The organism is Faecalibacterium sp. Marseille-Q3530 (genome assembly GCF_017377625.1).
Taxonomy (GTDB): Bacteria; Bacillota; Clostridia; order Oscillospirales; family Ruminococcaceae; genus Faecalibacterium; species Faecalibacterium prausnitzii_E.
The window spans coordinates 69,826-84,831 of sequence record NZ_JAFREH010000003.1 but is presented as its reverse complement, the minus strand read 5'-3'; the positions used below and the strand labels follow the sequence as shown (position 1 = coordinate 84,831).

At 62.4% G+C, this 15,006-nt stretch carries 11 protein-coding genes; 7 read left to right on the top strand and 4 right to left on the bottom strand.

What is annotated here, in order from left to right; all coding sequences use genetic code 11:
• The first annotated feature begins 6 nt into the window (after positions 1-6).
• The 6 genes from J3350_RS04660 (at position 7) to J3350_RS04635 (ending at position 5,481) form a co-directional block, all read left to right on the top strand.
• Positions 7-501: a conjugal transfer protein TraD gene (locus J3350_RS04660; protein ID WP_097791544.1), complete on the top strand. Its 495-nt coding sequence runs from the start codon at positions 7-9 to the stop codon at positions 499-501.
• On the top strand, positions 498-1,781 hold the full coding sequence (locus tag J3350_RS04655; protein WP_207685863.1) for a glycoside hydrolase family 10 protein: 1,284 nt from the start codon (positions 498-500) through the stop codon (positions 1,779-1,781). Before J3350_RS04660 ends, J3350_RS04655 begins: the two co-directional genes overlap by 4 nt.
• Positions 1,782-1,875: 94 nt before the next feature.
• Entirely contained in the window at positions 1,876-2,421 is a 546-nt protein-coding gene (locus J3350_RS04650; RefSeq protein WP_097791546.1) for a hypothetical protein, read from the top strand.
• On the top strand, positions 2,418-3,347 hold the full coding sequence (locus J3350_RS04645; RefSeq protein ID WP_097791547.1) for a DMT family transporter: 930 nt from the start codon (positions 2,418-2,420) through the stop codon (positions 3,345-3,347). The genes J3350_RS04650 and J3350_RS04645 overlap by 4 nt, the downstream gene beginning before the upstream one ends.
• Positions 3,323-3,880 carry a M48 family metallopeptidase gene (locus J3350_RS04640; RefSeq protein ID WP_207685862.1) on the top strand — a complete coding sequence of 186 codons (558 nt, stop codon included), beginning with the start codon at positions 3,323-3,325 and terminating at the stop codon, positions 3,878-3,880. The genes J3350_RS04645 and J3350_RS04640 overlap by 25 nt, the downstream gene beginning before the upstream one ends.
• Before the next feature lie 110 nt (positions 3,881-3,990).
• On the top strand, positions 3,991-5,481 hold the full coding sequence (locus tag J3350_RS04635; RefSeq protein WP_207685861.1) for a lipopolysaccharide biosynthesis protein: 1,491 nt from the start codon (positions 3,991-3,993) through the stop codon (positions 5,479-5,481).
• A 76-nt stretch (positions 5,482-5,557) separates the two neighbouring features.
• On the opposite strand, the gene J3350_RS04630 is transcribed toward J3350_RS04635, so the two are convergent.
• The 4 genes from J3350_RS04630 to J3350_RS04615 all read right to left on the bottom strand — a co-directional run bounded on the left by J3350_RS04630 (position 5,558) and on the right by J3350_RS04615 (position 11,861).
• Complete coding sequence (locus tag J3350_RS04630) at positions 5,558-6,676, bottom strand: foldase (RefSeq protein WP_207685860.1); 1,119 nt, start codon at positions 6,674-6,676, stop codon at positions 5,558-5,560.
• A 54-nt stretch (positions 6,677-6,730) separates the two neighbouring features.
• Positions 6,731-10,189 (bottom strand): transcription-repair coupling factor, encoded by a 3,459-nt coding sequence (gene mfd / locus J3350_RS04625; protein WP_207685859.1) that lies wholly within the window; start codon positions 10,187-10,189, stop codon positions 6,731-6,733.
• A 30-nt stretch (positions 10,190-10,219) separates the two neighbouring features.
• The gene (pth, locus tag J3350_RS04620; RefSeq protein ID WP_097791552.1) at positions 10,220-10,798 is read right to left on the bottom strand and encodes an aminoacyl-tRNA hydrolase; all 579 of its coding nucleotides are present in this window, start codon (positions 10,796-10,798) and stop codon (positions 10,220-10,222) included.
• Between the two features lie 307 nt (positions 10,799-11,105).
• Complete coding sequence (locus J3350_RS04615) at positions 11,106-11,861, bottom strand: DapH/DapD/GlmU-related protein (RefSeq protein WP_207685858.1); 756 nt, start codon at positions 11,859-11,861, stop codon at positions 11,106-11,108.
• A 373-nt stretch (positions 11,862-12,234) separates the two neighbouring features.
• On the opposite strand from J3350_RS04615, the gene ppdK reads away from it, so the two are divergent.
• A complete protein-coding gene (ppdK, locus tag J3350_RS04610; RefSeq protein WP_207685857.1) occupies positions 12,235-14,901 on the top strand; it encodes a pyruvate, phosphate dikinase in 2,667 nt (888 codons plus the stop codon).
• Positions 14,902-15,006: the final 105 nt, after the last annotated feature.

Here is a 15,006-nt window from a genome sequence, read left to right as displayed (position 1 = left end):
CTCACAATGAAACTGAAATTCACCCACAAGACCTGGTACTTTTTCCTGCTATGCGCAGCGGCGGCATCCATGCTGAACGGCTTTGCCGTGCTGGGCGGGATGGACTTCTCCTTCTTGGAGATGGCGGCATTCTGCATCACCGGCATCACCCTGCTGTTCCTGGCGGCGGAAAAAGGCAGCTCGGCCAAAGACAAGCGCAATTACTTCGGCCTCTTTGTGGTGCTGATGCTCAGCTACATGGGCCGGGGCTGGGCGGCATACATCTGCTCGGCGCTGGTCTGGCCCGGCCTGCTGGGCTACGAATACCAGAAGGGCAGACCCATTCAGCGGCAGCTGCAGCTGGTGGGCGCGGCAGAGGTGCTCCATCTGCTCTTTGTTCTGCTGACGGTCTACGGCGGCATGGCGGGCCTGAGCTTCTGGGCGAACCTGCTCTGGGTGTTGCTGGCCTGCGCCCGCGGCTGGGCCGCACTGAGCCTGTATAAGATGCAGGAGGACGCATGAGCCCGCAGCGGCGCGCACCGCGCAGGAAGAAAAAAATCGGCCGCCGACGGTTTCTGGCGGGGCTGGGCTGTGCCGCCGGGGCGTATTTTCTGTACCGTTCTGTCCGGAACGTAGAAAAAATAGACCCGCCCGCAGTGCTGCAGCCGGATGAGACGCCGAACCCGGCCCTGCCCTCCGGTGAGTGGCGGGCGGTCTGGGTGAGCTATCTGGAATGGGCGCGGATGAATTTTTCGTCCGAGGCAGCGTTCCGGGCGGACATCGCCGCGCTGATGGACAACTGCGCCGCTCTGGGGCTGAACACCGTCCTCGCGCAGGTGCGGCCCTTCGGGGATGCGCTGTACGAGAGCAGCCTGTTTCCGTGGAGCCATCTCTGCACCGGTGCGCAGGGGCAGGCACCCGGCTTTGACCCGCTGGATGTGCTCATCACCGAGGCACACGCGCGGGGGCTTTCGCTGGAAGCCTGGATCAACCCATACCGGCTGAAAAGCTCTGCGGCCATGCCGCCCAGCATTGGGGAGACGAATCTGATGCACACCCATCCGGAGTGGTGCTGCACGGTGGGCGAGGGAGTCTACCTGAATCCGGCCATCCCGGAGGCCGCTGCGTATGTGGTGCAGGGGGTAGCCGAGCTTGTGGAGCGCTACGCCGTGGACGGCATCCACTTCGACGATTACTTTTATCCCACGACCGAAGCCTCTCTCGACGCGGCGCAGTTCGCGGCCAGCGGTGAGAAGGATCTGGCATCCTGGCGGCAGCAGAACGTGACGAGCCTGGTCAAGGCTGCGCACGATGCCGTGAAGGCAGCAGACCCGACCCTGCGGTTCGGCGTCAGTCCGCAGGGGAATCCGGAGAACGATCTTGCCACCCAGTACAGCGACATCTACACCTGGCTGACGGCCAGCGGGGCCGACGCCGTGGTGGATTACCTCTGCCCGCAGGTGTACTGGGGCTATGGATACCAGCTGCAGTCGGGCAGCACCCGCTTTGCCTTTGAGAACATCGTGCCGGAGTGGCTGGGCATGGCCCGCGCCGGGGATGTGGCGCTGTATTTCGGGCTGGGGGCCTACCGCATCGGCGTGGGTGACGGCGGGGCCAACGCCGACAGCACGAGCCAGTGGGCCACCGGTTCCGCGCTGGCCCGGCAGACGGCCGATCTGCGCAGCCGGGGCGCGCAGGGCTGGGCGCTCTACCGGTACGATTCGCTCTTCGGCCCGGCCCGGAACGACCTTGCCGCCGCCGAATGCGCGGCCCTGACGGCACAGAATGGGGAAACGCGCTGAAGTGTCTTGTATGCAGGAAAAAAATGCGGTATACTATATCCGTATCATGCCTTGCAAAAGTACACTTTTCTGCGATTTTTGAGGATAAAAAACCATGAAGAAAACAAAACGGATCTTTGCCTTTGCGCTGGCGCTGCTTCTGGCTGCGCTGATGCTCACCGGCTGCAAAAGCACACTGACGTCCATCGCCCACAAGCTGACCGGCGCGTCGGACGAGGTACAGGAGGAGGACACCACCCAGTGGGCGGCCCCCAGCAGCGACCCGCTGATGATCGAGGGCATCGCCGACACCTCCGCCAAATACGCCACGGCTGTGGCCAACGGCTCGCTGAACATCGTCTTCAACGGCATCTGGAGCCGCCAGACCGATTACTTCACCGCGCCGAACGGGCTGCTCTCCGTCTACGGCTGCGGCACGGCGGAGGGTGTGCAGAAGTTCAAGATCTCGCTGTGGAAGAAGGTCGATGGCGGCGCACAGTATGTGGACAACACAACCTACTACTTCGTCACCGACGGCCAGAACTACCACTGCGACATCGGCAATCTGGACCCCAACGCCAGCTACCGGCTGACCATCTCCTATGATTCGAGCAAGTATTACCTCTACGGACTGCTCAAGGTGGAGGGGATCGGCGGATGAATACACAGACTCGGCATTCCCTGATGCTGATGCTCTGCGCCCTGATCTGGGGCACGGCCTTTGTGGCCCAGAGCGCAGGCTCCGGCATGGGGGCCTATTCCTTTCTGGCCGGGCGGAGCTGGCTGGCCGTGCTGGTGCTCCTGCCCACCGTTTACGCCTTTGACGCCCTTCGCCGCCGCCGGGGCGAACCCACCGGCAGGCCGCAGACCGCTGCCGACCGCAAAACGCTGGGAACAGCGGGCTTTGTCTGCGGCACCTTTCTGTTTGCGGCCAGCGCGGCCCAGCAGATTGGCATTACGCTGAACCCTTCCACGGCCAAGGCCGCGTTCCTGACGGCGATGTACGTCGTGATGGTGCCGGTGTTCGGGCTGTTCGTAGGGCGGCGGGGCAGTGCCCGGCTCTGGCTGAGCATGGTCATCGCCGTGGGCGGGCTGTATCTGCTCTGCATGAAGAACGGCTTTGGCGGCATCGAATCCAGCGACTGGGTCCTGCTCAGCTGCGCCGTGCTCTTCAGCTTCCAGATCATGTCCATCGACCACTTTTCCCCGCTGGTGGACGGCGTCCGGCTGAGTCTGGTGCAGTTCGTTGTGGTGGCGGTGGAGAGCACCGCCGCCGCTTTCCTGTTTGAGACGCCCACCCTTGCCGAGTTCGGCACCAACTGGCTGCCCATCGTCTACTGCGGTGTGCTGTCCAGCGGCGTCGGCTATACGCTGCAGATTCTGGGGCAGAAAGAGCTGAACCCCGCCGTCGCAAGCCTCATCATGTGTCTGGAAAGCGTGTTCAGCGCTCTGGGCGGCTGGCTCATCCTGCACCAGAACCTCTCGGTGCGGGAGGCCTCCGGCTGTGTGCTCATCTTTGCAGCCGTGGTGCTGGCCCAGCTGCCGGTGGAGGAGTGGCAGAAATGCCGAAGCGCAAGCCGGAAGTGACCCTGCGCACGGCGGGCGGCATCCTCTACAAGGCCACCCGCCGGAAGGTGAAGAACCTGAACATCCGGGTGCATCCGGACGGCACCGTGGCCGTCAGCATCCCGTTCCGCTCCTCGTGGGAGGAGGCCGACCGCTTTGTGCTGCGGCATCGGGACTGGGTGCAGGAGGCGCAGAGGGATCTGGCCGACCGCGAGGCCCGCACCTACTGGCGGCCCCTGCCCGAAAAGGACGTGGCGCTGGCCCATTTTTCGGTCATGAGCGACAAGGTCTACCCGGCCTTTGCCGAGGTGCTGGGCGGGCAGAAGCCCATCCTGAAGGTGCGGAGCATGACGAGCCGCTGGGGCGTCTGCACACCGGGCAAGCGGCAGATCACGCTGGCATTGGAGCTTTACAACATGCCCGAAGCGGCACAGATCTATGTGGTAGTACATGAGTACTGCCACTTTCTTGTGCTGGACCACAGCCCGAAGTTCTGGGCGGAAGTGGAAAAGATCCTCCCGGACTGGAAGGCCCGGCGGGAGCTGCTGAAATAACCCTCGCAGTTTCGTATTCGTGGAGGGGGAACGTATCAGAGAATCGCCCTGCGGGCTCCAGAACAAGCGGGCCCTGCGCACAGGGGCGGATAGTACAGGAGTTGAAAAACGTGGCAAACGAAAAAAGCTCCGGCGGCGACAAGTATTCCAAGCTGGCCGGAAATACCATCATTTTTGCGATCTCAAGTTTTTCGTCGAAGCTGCTGACCCTGCTGGTCCAGCCGTTTCTGACCTATGCCATGGCGGAGATCTCCGACCTTGGCCTTTCGAAGATCCTGAGCCAGTACGCCAACCTGCTCATCCCGTTCGTGTCGATGGGCATGTCCAACGCCATCATCCGGTTCGGCCTGGACAAGGGCAACAGTGAAAAGCAGGTGTTCACCAACGGCCTGCTGACCATCCTGGGCGGTTTCGGCATTCTGGTGCTCTGCTGGCCCATCGCGCAGTTTTTGCCCGATATGGCACAGTACGGCCTGCTCATCTACATCTATGTCCTCATGAGCTGCCTGCGCACCCTGTGCACCCAGTTCGTGCGCAGCCGCCAGTGGAACAAGCTGGTGGCCGTGGACGGTGTGCTCTGCACGGTGGCGACCATGGCGTTCTACGCGCTGTATCTGGTGGGGTTCCACTGGGGTGCCAACGGCTATCTGCTGGCCATCATCAGCGGCGACCTGGTCAGTGTGCTCTTCCTCTGCCTGACCGGAAAGCTCTGGAACTTTGTGGAGCTGAAGGGCCTGAACAAAGACCTGTGGAAGCAGATGCTCCACTTCTCGCTGCCCATGATCCCGGCCCAGATCAGCTTCTGGGTCATCAATGCGTCGGACCTGTTCTTCGTGCGTGAGATGTGCAACGGGCTGGACGGCCACAGCGGCGACGCCTGGAGCGGCCTGCTCTCCACCGGCTACTTCCTGCCCACCATCCTCACGACGCTGGGCCTCATCTTCTACGACGCCTGGCAGCTCTCCGCCGTGACGGAAGAGGACGGGCGCGCCCGGTTCTTCACTAAGATCTTCCGCACCTATTCCAGTGTGCTGTTCTGCTGTGCGGCGGGCATCATCTGGCTCTGCCGCCCGGTCATGCACATCATGAAGGCGAACTATTATTACGCCTGGCACTTCGTGCCCTTCCTGACGCTGGCATCCACGTGCAGCTGCTACAACCAGTTTTTGAACAGCGTCTATGTCGTCAACAAGAAATCCAGCCACAGCCTGTGGACCATGCTCTCCGGTGCAGTGAGCAACTGCATCATGAACTACTTCTTCATCAAGTGGTGGGGCCCCATCGGCGCGACGTATGCGTCCTTCCTGGGGCTGGGCCTGGTGTTCACCCTCCGTGCGCTGGATGCCCATCACATGATCGGGATGTCCATCCATCCGGTGCGGGTGGCGGTCAACTTCGGCGCGTTGGCGGCGGAAGCCTTCGTCCTGCTGGCGGATGTCCCGCTCTACGGCCTGTGGACCGGACTCATCACCGCAGCGGTCATCCTGTACAACTTTGCAGGGGTCTGGGCCATGGCCCGCATGCTGCTGCCCAAGCTCTTCGGCCGCCGCGGCCGGGCGCTCGTGAACGCCGTGGACGGCTGGGCCGGTCATCGCAAGTGACCGCCGGTAAAAAAGCATAAAACAAAGGCGTCTGCATCGACCGGGTGCAGACGCCTTTGTTCGTTTCAGGGGATGGTCAGTTCGAGCTTGCGGCCGCGATCTTCCGGGCCGGGAGCTTTCCCATGGCGGAGCTGTCCAGGCTGTGCTGCATGGAGGCACCATAGGCAGCCAGCGCATCCTGCAGCTCATCGCTCTTCATGTCGGCCAGGACCTGTGCACGGACATCGTCCAGCGCTGCCCCGTCCAGCGGGTCGAGACGGACGGCCAGCATCATGGAGAGGGAGGAATACTGCACGGCGGCGGCCTGACCGAAGGACAGGCTGCGGATGGTGTCGGCAGAGCCTTCGGTGGAGAACGCCGAGTCGAGGGTGCTGCTGCTCAGAAGCTCGGTCTGCAGGGAGGCGGTGCCGTCGGTGGGGACGGTGGAGTCCAGCACGGCGTAAATGCCGCTCAGGGCCGCAGAGGACACCTCATGGAAGGCGGTGAACTGGCTGACCGCATCTGCCGGAGCGGAGGCGTTGTAGCTGTCCACAGCAGCCTGTGCCAGGCGGAGCATCGTGTCCTTCTGGTCGTCATCGGCGAAAGCGTAGGTGCTGGAGTTGTAGAGCGGGATGCTGTAATAGGCCAGCTTGTACATCTTGTTCTCCAGATGGCTGGTCAGGTCGGTGTCGGAAACCGGGGTCTCGCCGTTGGTGCCGTACACGAGGTCGAGCAGGTCGGTGCTCTTGAGCAGGATGCGCTCGAAGCGCTGCAGCGTCTCCAGACCGATGCCGTTGGCCTTGTAGGTGTCGCCATACTGGTCCATCAGCTGGGAAGCGTAGCTGTCGGCCTGGGCCTCCTCGGCTTCGGTCAGCTGGCCGCCCAGCTCGTCGAAGCGGGTCTCGACGGCGGCGTACAGCTCCAGATTCTCCTGGGTCTTCTGGGCGACATAGTCGCTGACGGCTGCGGTCTCGCCGGAGTCCGCGTCGGTGGTGATGGTCTCCTTCAGGAAGCTCTTGACGTTGGTGGAATCCTGGTCGGAGGAAGCGAGCTTTGCGGCGGACTGGTAGGCGTTGTACTGCGCCAGCAGATAGAGGCCGGAGGAAATCTCCACATTGCCGATGGAACCGACCGTGTCCGGCGTGGAAAGGACGCAGCCAGCCAGACCAAAGGCCAGTGCCGCCGCGCAGAGAAGGGCAAGAAGTTTGTGTTTCATAAAAGTGTACTCCTGATGTTTTGTGTTACGACCGCTCCGGCATCGCGGAGGGGGTTATTTTGTTCCTAAGATCTCGGCCATCGCCTTGAGGATGCTTTGCAGCAGGTCCAGCGGCTTTTCGTCGGGCTGCAGGGTGACGGAAAGATAGGGTTTGCTGCCGGCACCGGCGGTGACGCGGCCATTGAAGGCCACGAGCAGGCCGCGGATCATCGGGACATCCAGCGTCTCGACCTGCAGGACGAGGGTGTCCTTTTTCTGGGTGACTTCGTACACGCCCACGGCGGTGGCCTGCACCCGGACCAGCGAGACGTTGACCAGGTCGCTGACCGAGGGCGGCGGGTCGCCGTAGCGGTCGATGAGTTCATCCAGCACGTCGGCGGCGTCTTCGGGGGTCTGGATGGCCGCGATGCGCTTGTAGGCTTCGATGCGGCCGGGGCCGTCGGCAATGTAGGATTCGGGGGTGTAGGCATCCACCCGCAGGTCCACAAGGCACTCGCTCTTGTCGCGCTGGATGGGCTCGCCCTTGGCCTGTGCGATGGCCTGCCCCAGCATCTTCACGTACAGGTCGTAGCCGACGGCCTCCATGTGGCCGTGCTGGCTGTGGCCCAGCAGACTGCCCGCGCCGCGGATCTGCAGATCGCGCATGGCGATGCGGAAGCCGGAGCCGAAGGCCGTGAACTCCCGGATGGCGGACAGCCGCTTCTGCGCGATGTCGGAGAGGGTCTTGTCCCGCCGGAAGGTGAAGTAGGCATAGGCTTTGCGGCCGCTGCGGCCCACGCGGCCCCGGATCTGGTACAGCTGGGCCAGACCCATCCGGTCGGCGTCCTCGATGATGAGGGTGTTGCAGTTGCGCACGTCGATGCCGGTCTCGATGAGGGTGGTGCAGACGAGAATGTCGATCTCGCCGTTGAGCAGGTGCTGCCAGACGGGGTTCAGCTCCTCCTCGGTCATCTTGCCGTGGGCGATGCCGACGCGGGCACCGGGCACCATCTGGCTGACGTGGGCGGCGGTGGACTCGATGTTGTCCACCCGGTTGTGCAGGTAGTAGACCTGCCCGCCGCGCGCAAGCTCTTTCTTCATGGCTTCGGCCAGGATGACGTCGTTGTATTCGAGGACGAAGGTCTCCACGGGCTGGCGCTCAATGGGCGGCTGCTCGATGGTGGACAGGTCCCGGATGCCGCTCATGGCCATGTTCAGGGTGCGGGGGATGGGGGTGGCCGACAGGGTCAGCATGTCCACCCCGATGAAGTTCTCCTTGAGCTTTTCCTTGTGCTTGACGCCGAACCGCTGCTCCTCGTCGATGATGACAAGGCCCAGGTCATGGAAGCGGACGTCTTTGGACAGCAGGCGGTGGGTGCCCACCACGATGTCCACGCTGCCTGCCTGCAGGCCGCGCAGGGTCTCCTTCTGCTGTTTGGCGGTGCGGAAGCGGGAGAGCATCCCAACCTTGACCGGGAACGCCTCCATGCGGGAGAGGACCGTATTGTAGTGCTGCCAGGCCAGCAGGGTGGTGGGGGCCAGGATGGCGCACTGCTTGCCGCCCATGACGCACTTGAACGCGGCCCGCAGGGCCACTTCGGTCTTGCCGACGCCCACGTCGCCGCAGAGCAGGCGGTCCATCGGGTAGCTGCGCTCCATGTCCTTTTTGATCTCGGAGGTGGCGTTGAGCTGGTCGTCGGTCTCATCGTACTCGAAGCGGGCCTCAAAATCGCTTTGCCAGTCGCCGTCCGGCGGGAAGGCATAGCCGGTGGCCTGCCGCCGCCGGGCATACAGCTCGATCAGCTCCTGCGCCATCTCCTCGGTGGCCTTTTTGACTTTGGCGCGGGTGCGCTGCCACTCGGTGCCGCCGAGCTTGGCCAGCTTGACCTTTTCCTCGTCGCCGGGGGCAGTGTAACGGCTCAGCAGGTCCAGCTGGGTGACGGGCACATACAGCACATCCGAACCGGAATACTGGATCTTCAGATAATCCTTGATGGCACCCTGCACTTCCAGCCGCTGGATGCCCGCATACATGCCGATGCCGTGGCTCTGGTGGACCACATAGTCGCCGGGTTTGATGTCCGACAGGCTGGACAGGGCATTCTTGTTCTTTTTGCGTTTTTTGGCCTCGGCGGCTTCGTCCAGACCATGCCGCCGGGACGAGATGACCGCCATCCGGGCGAACGGGAAGTTACACCCGGCGGTCAGGTGGCCGGGCAGCACCTGCACCAGCCCTTTGGCGGGGCGGACGTCCCGGCTCATGCTGACGGAGTAGCCCTTGTCGGCCAGGTCGCGGGTCAGGGCCGCCGCGCCTTTGGGCGTACCGGCAAAGAGGGTGACGGCGTAGCCCTGGGCGATGAGCGGGTCGAGATCCTCCCGCAGGGAGGCCAGGTCGCCGCCCCAGTTGGGGGCCGCAAAGGCCTCTGCGTTGATGAGGTCTTTCAGCTGGAACTCGTTCATCCCGCGCAGGAAGTTCTCACACAGCAGAGTGCTCTGTTTCTGCACCGCAAAAACGAGGTCGTCCATGGTCTGGTACAGCACATCCAGGCCGGGGCAGAGCACACCCTCTTCGAGCAGGCCGGTCAGCTCTTCGCCGCGCCGGAACTCGGTGGCTTTCTGGGCGTCCCGAATGCCGCCCACCTCGTCCAGCACGAAGAGCGGAGAATCGAGGTGGTCCAGCAGGGTGGCCGGGGCGGGATACCGCAGGCCGTAGTATTTGTCCATGGCTTCGGGCATCAGGCCGGAGTCCAGCTGAGACAGGTCGGCCTCCATGGCCTTTTCCAGCGCCGTGCGGTGTTTGCCGCGCGCCTTTTTCTGGGCCGCGCGCAGGGCCTCGGCGGTGTCGGCGGTGCTGCCGAACAGCACTTCGCGGGCGGGGGAGAGATAGATCTTTTCCAGCGAGCCGTCCCGCCGCTGGGTCAGCAGGTCAAAGGAGGCCAGCGAGTCGATCTCGTCGTCCCAGTATTCGATGCGGGCGGGCTGGTGCATGTCGGGCGCATAGATGTCCACGATGTCGCCGCGCACACTGAACTGGCCGGGGCCGTCCACCTGGCTGCGGCGGACATAGCCGGCCGAGAAGAGCCGCTCCACCAGCGCCTCCCGGTTGTAGACCATGCCGGGCTTGAGGGTGAGGGTGTTCTTCTGGAACTCCGCGCGGGGGACGGTGTATTGCAGCAGGGCTTCTGCCGGGACGCAGACGGCGTTCAGCCGCCCGCCGGCCAGTGCACCCAGCACCGACAGCCGCCGGTACTCGTACTCACGGCCGGCACCCTCCACTGGGCGGAGCATAAAGTCGCGGGGCGGGAAGACCGCCGCCGTCAGGCCCAGCGCCTTGAGGTCGTCGGCGAAGTGGGTGGCCTCGGCCTCGCCGGGCGTCACGATGCAGAGTACCCGGCCCAGGTCTTTTTGTAGGGCTGCGTACAGCAGGGCGCGGCCCGCCGGGGGCAGGCCGAACAGCGCCGCCGGGCCGGGCGTGGCAAGGCTCGCAGAAATCTTCTGGTACTCTGCCGTGTGCTTCAGCAGGGATTCGTACATCGTGGACCTCCTCTCGTTTACAGCATCCGATTACCCGTTGTAGCGGCTCTGTGCCAGCCCAAGCTTGCCGTCCATGATGAGCCTGGCGGCCGCTTCCAGATCGGGGTAGCGGTCGGTCATGGCCTTGACGTCGTCGGGCGGGAACTTGCCCAGCACCCAGTCGGCCAGATCGTAGTCGGGGCGGGGCTTGGCACCCACACCGATGCGGATGCGGGGAAAGTTCTCGCCGCCCAGCCGGGCGATGATGCTCTTCAGGCCGTTGTGGCCGCCTGCCGAGCCGGAGGGCCGGATGCGCAGCTTGCCGGGGGCCTGGGTGATGTCGTCGCACAGGACGATGACGTGGTCGGCCGGGATCTTGAAGAAGCCGGCCAGCGGGGCGATGGAGTCGCCCGAAAGGTTCATGTAGGTCAGGGGCTTGAGCAGCACGACCTTGTGGCCGTCCACCTCGCCCTGGCCCCACAGGCCCTGGAATTTGGTTTTGCTGACCGCGATGCCCCACTTGCCCGCCAGATGGTCCAGCGCGGCAAAACCGGCATTGTGGCGGGTGCCGTCGTACTTGGACTCCGGGTTGCCCAGACCGGCGATCAGCCAGATGTCATTTGCATTCATAGATGATTTGCCTTTTCCTGTTTTATTTTTGCTCTGAAAGCAAGTTCTTAGTATAACATACGTGCGCGTAAAAAGATATACATTTAGAGTGAAAAATCGTAAAGCGACGAAAAAGAACCCTCTCCGTCATTGCTTCGCAATGCCACCCTGTCCCCTTCTGGCACTAACGTGCCACCTCCCCCGGCCGGGGGAGTCTGTCAATGGGCGAGGTCTTATACTGTACGGTGAAGTACGGCAAAAGCTCCCCCATCGGGGGAGCTGGCGAGCGAATGCGAGACTGAGAGGGGCATTCAGAACGAGCAGGGGCTTACTTGCCCTGCTCATCCTCCAGCTTCTTCTTTTTGGCGATGTAAGCTTCCATCTTGGGGGCGGCCCAGCCTTCGAGGTTGGTCTGGCGGTCACGCGCGATGCCGAGGGCCTGCGCGGGCACATCCTTGGTGATGGTGCTGCCTGCGGCGGTGTAGGCACCGTCGCCGACCTTGACCGGAGCCACGAGGTTGGTGTTGCAGCCGATGAAGCAGTAGTCACCGATCGTGGTGCGGAACTTGTCCTTGCCGTCGTAGTTGCAGGTGACGGTGCCGCAGCCGAAGTTGCAGTACTTGCCCACATCGCTGTCGCCGATGTAGGTCAGGTGGCTGACCGTGTTGCCGCGGGCGAAGTTGGAGTTCTTGGTCTCCACATAGGCACCCAGATGGACGCCGTAGTCGGTGACGGTGTTCACCCGCACATGGGTGAAGGGGCCGATGTTGTTGTGGGGGCCCAGATGGGAGCCGTAGACCTGGCTGGCGTTGACGGTGGTGCCCTCGTCCACGGTGCTGTCCTCAATGAGGCTGTTTGGGCCGATGACACAGCCTGCGCCGATGACGGTCTTGCCGCGCAGGATGGTGCCGGAAAGGATGGTGGCACCGGGTGCGATGACGACGCCCTCGTCGATCTCTACGGTGCGGCTCTCGATGTTCACGCCGTTGGCGATGTGGTACAGCAGGATATCCTCCCGCTTTGCCTCAGCGGCGGCCAGCCTGGCGCGGGCAGCCTCACGTGCAACATTGGAACTGGATTCCATGAATGATCCCTCCTTGGAACTGGATCGAAATTGGTTGGGGAGAGGAGAAATTGCGGCAGATCCCCGGAGGGCTGTCCGCAACAAAGCTCATTGGATAGAAAGATGTATCCAACAGACGGAAAAATGGCTCCAGATAACAAAAACCTCTCGAAATCTCTCCCATTCTATATTACTCAAAAACTCAGTAAAATGCAAGGGATTGCACAAAAATTATCAAACAAATTCGGTGTTTTGCATGGTGGCAAGGAAGTGATTTTCTGGTATAATAATTGAGCATTCACATGATAATGTTCATCGTATCAGTAATTGTGAGCAAACGATGAGACCGCCGGGACATTTGGACCGGGGGCCACGATTGGGAGGTAAACAACGCATGAGCAAAAAGTATCTGTACTACTTCAGCGAGGGCAACGACGCCTTCGGTGGCGACAAAGTCACCATGAAGAACACGCTGGGCGGCAAGGGTGCCGGCCTGGCTGAAATGACCGCAGCCGGTATGCCGGTGCCGCAGGGCTTCACCATCACCACCGAGGCCTGCACCCAGTACTACGCTGACGGCCGCCAGATCAACGACGAGATCACCGCTGACATCTTCGAGCACGTCAAGGGCCTGGAGAAGATCACCGGCAAGACCTTTGGCGACAACACCAACCCCCTGCTGGTCTCCGTCCGCTCCGGCGCACGTCAGTCCATGCCCGGCATGATGGACACCATCCTGAACCTGGGCCTGAACGACGAGGCTGTTGAGGGCCTGGCCAAGAAGACCAACAACGCCCGCTTTGCATACGACTGCTACCGCCGCTTCGTGCAGATGTTCGCAGACGTCGTCATGATGGTCCCGAAGAGCCTGTTCGAAGTCGAGATCGATAAGATGAAGGAAGCCAAGGGCGTCAAGAACGACGTGGACCTGACGGCAGACGACCTGAAGGAATTGGTCGGCATCTTCAAGAAGATCTATGAGGAGAACGAGGGCAAGCCGTTCCCCCAGGATCCCCGCGATCAGCTGATCGAGGCTGTCAAGGCTGTCTTCCGCAGCTGGGACAACCCCCGTGCAAACGTGTACCGCAAGATGAACGAGATCCCCTACGAGTGGGGCACTGCGGTCAACGTGCAGCAGATGGCATTCGGCAACTCCGGCGACCGTTCCGGCACCGGCGTCGCATTCACCCGTGACCCCGCCACCGGCGCGAAGAAGCTGATGGGCGAGTACCTGATCAATGCACAGGGCGAGGACGTCGTTGCAGGTGTGCGCACTCCTTCTCCCATCAGCCACCTGAAGGATCAGATGCCTGAGGTGTACGATCAGTTCGTTGAGATCGCGACCCGTCTGGAGAACTACTTCCGCGACATGCAGGATATGGAGTTCACCATCGAGGACGGTCACCTGTACATGCTGCAGACCCGCAACGGCAAGCGCACCGCGCAGGCTGCTCTGCAGATCGCATGCGACCTGGTGGACGAGGGCATGATCACCGAGCAGGAGGCTGTCCTGCGCGTGGAGCCCAAGCAGCTGGATACCCTGCTGCATCCCCAGTTCGACGCCGCTGCTCTGAAGGCAGCTGAGGTCGTCGGCAAGGGCCTGGCAGCTTCTCCCGGTTCCGCCTGCGGCCAGATCGTCTTCACTGCAGAAGAGGCAGAGGAGAAGGTCAAGTCCGGCGAGATGAAGAAGGTCGTTCTGGTCCGTCTGGAGACCTCTCCCGAAGACATCGTCGGTATGCAGGTCTCTCAGGGCATCCTGACGGTCCGCGGCGGCATGACCAGCCACGCAGCCGTTGTTGCCCGCGGCATGGGCACCTGCTGCGTCTCCGGCTGCGGCAATGACAACGACGTGAAGATCGATGAAGAGGCAAAGACCTTCGAGATCAACGGCCACAAGTTCGTCGAGGGCGACTGGATCTCCATCGACGGCTCCACCGGCAACATCTACGGCGAGCAGGTCGCAACCGTCGCCGCTACCGGCAACAAGAACTTCAACCGCTTCATGGGCTGGGCAGACGCTGCACGTCAGCTGCTGGTCATGACCAATGCGGATAACCCCCGTGACGCACAGCAGGCCGTTGACCTGGGTGCTGAGGGCATCGGCCTGTGCCGTACCGAGCACATGTTCTTCGCAGAAGACCGCATCAAGGCCGTCCGTGAGATGATCTGCGCACGTACCGTGGAAGAGCGCGAAGCTGCTCTGGCCAAGGTCGAGCCGTTCCAGCAGGGCGACTTCGAGGCCATGTACCGCATCATGGGTGAGCGCCCGATGACCATCCGTTATCTGGACCCGCCTCTGCACGAGTTCCTGCCCACCAAGGATGAGGACATCAAGGAGCTGGCCGCCGATATGGGCATGACCTTCGATGACCTGAAGAACGTCGTTGCTTCCCTGCACGAGTTCAACCCCATGATGGGCCACCGTGGCTGCCGTCTGGCTGTCACCTACCCGGAGATCGCAGCCATGCAGACCCGCGCTGTCATCAAGGCAGCTCTGAACGTCTCGGCTGAGACCGGTTTCATGATCACCCCGCACATCATGATCCCGCTGGTCGGCGAGGTCAAGGAGCTGAAGTTTGTCAAGGACGTCGTCGTCAAGGTCGCAGACGAGCTGATCGCTGCTGCCGGTGTTGACATGAAGTACCAGGTCGGTACCATGATCGAGATCCCGCGCGCTGCTCTGACCGCAGGCGAGATCGCCAAGGAAGCTGAGTTCTTCAGCTTCGGCACCAACGACCTGACCCAGATGACCTTCGGCTTCAGCCGTGATGACGCTGCCAAGTTCCTGGGTGCTTACTACGAGAACAAGATCTACGAGAGCGATCCGTTCCAGCATCTGGATCAGGTCGGCGTCGGCAAGCTGGTCAAGATGGCTGCACACGACGGCCGCGAGACCCGCCCCGACCTGGGCCTGGGCATCTGCGGCGAGCACGGCGGCGACCCCACGAGCGTCGAGTTCTGCCACAACGTTGGCCTCGACTACGTCAGCTGCTCTCCCTTCCGTGTGCCGATCGCACGTCTGGCCGCTGCTCAGGCTGCGATCAAGAACCCCCGCAAGTAATCGCGTGAGGGCTTGAAAAAGCACAAGTAAAGCATCAACTCCCCCTGATTTCCGCAACAGGAGATCAGGGGGAGTTTTTTTCTTATGTAAGGTGTGAAGCAGGTT

What these genes read in the sequence shown, in the direction of transcription:
- J3350_RS04660 (WP_097791544.1), top strand. Translation starts at nt 7, where the DNA reads ATGAAACTGAAATTCACCCACAAGACCTGGTACTTTTTCCTGCTATGC.
- J3350_RS04655 (WP_207685863.1), top strand. Translation starts at nt 498, where the DNA reads ATGAGCCCGCAGCGGCGCGCACCGCGCAGGAAGAAAAAAATCGGCCGC.
- J3350_RS04650 (WP_097791546.1), top strand. Translation starts at nt 1,876, where the DNA reads ATGAAGAAAACAAAACGGATCTTTGCCTTTGCGCTGGCGCTGCTTCTG.
- J3350_RS04645 (WP_097791547.1), top strand. Translation starts at nt 2,418, where the DNA reads ATGAATACACAGACTCGGCATTCCCTGATGCTGATGCTCTGCGCCCTG.
- J3350_RS04640 (WP_207685862.1), top strand. Translation starts at nt 3,323, where the DNA reads ATGCCGAAGCGCAAGCCGGAAGTGACCCTGCGCACGGCGGGCGGCATC.
- J3350_RS04630 (WP_207685860.1), bottom strand. Translation starts at nt 6,676, where the DNA reads ATGAAACACAAACTTCTTGCCCTTCTCTGCGCGGCGGCACTGGCCTTT.
- mfd (WP_207685859.1), bottom strand. Translation starts at nt 10,189, where the DNA reads ATGTACGAATCCCTGCTGAAGCACACGGCAGAGTACCAGAAGATTTCT.
- pth (WP_097791552.1), bottom strand. Translation starts at nt 10,798, where the DNA reads ATGAATGCAAATGACATCTGGCTGATCGCCGGTCTGGGCAACCCGGAG.
- J3350_RS04615 (WP_207685858.1), bottom strand. Translation starts at nt 11,861, where the DNA reads ATGGAATCCAGTTCCAATGTTGCACGTGAGGCTGCCCGCGCCAGGCTG.
- ppdK (WP_207685857.1), top strand. Translation starts at nt 12,235, where the DNA reads ATGAGCAAAAAGTATCTGTACTACTTCAGCGAGGGCAACGACGCCTTC.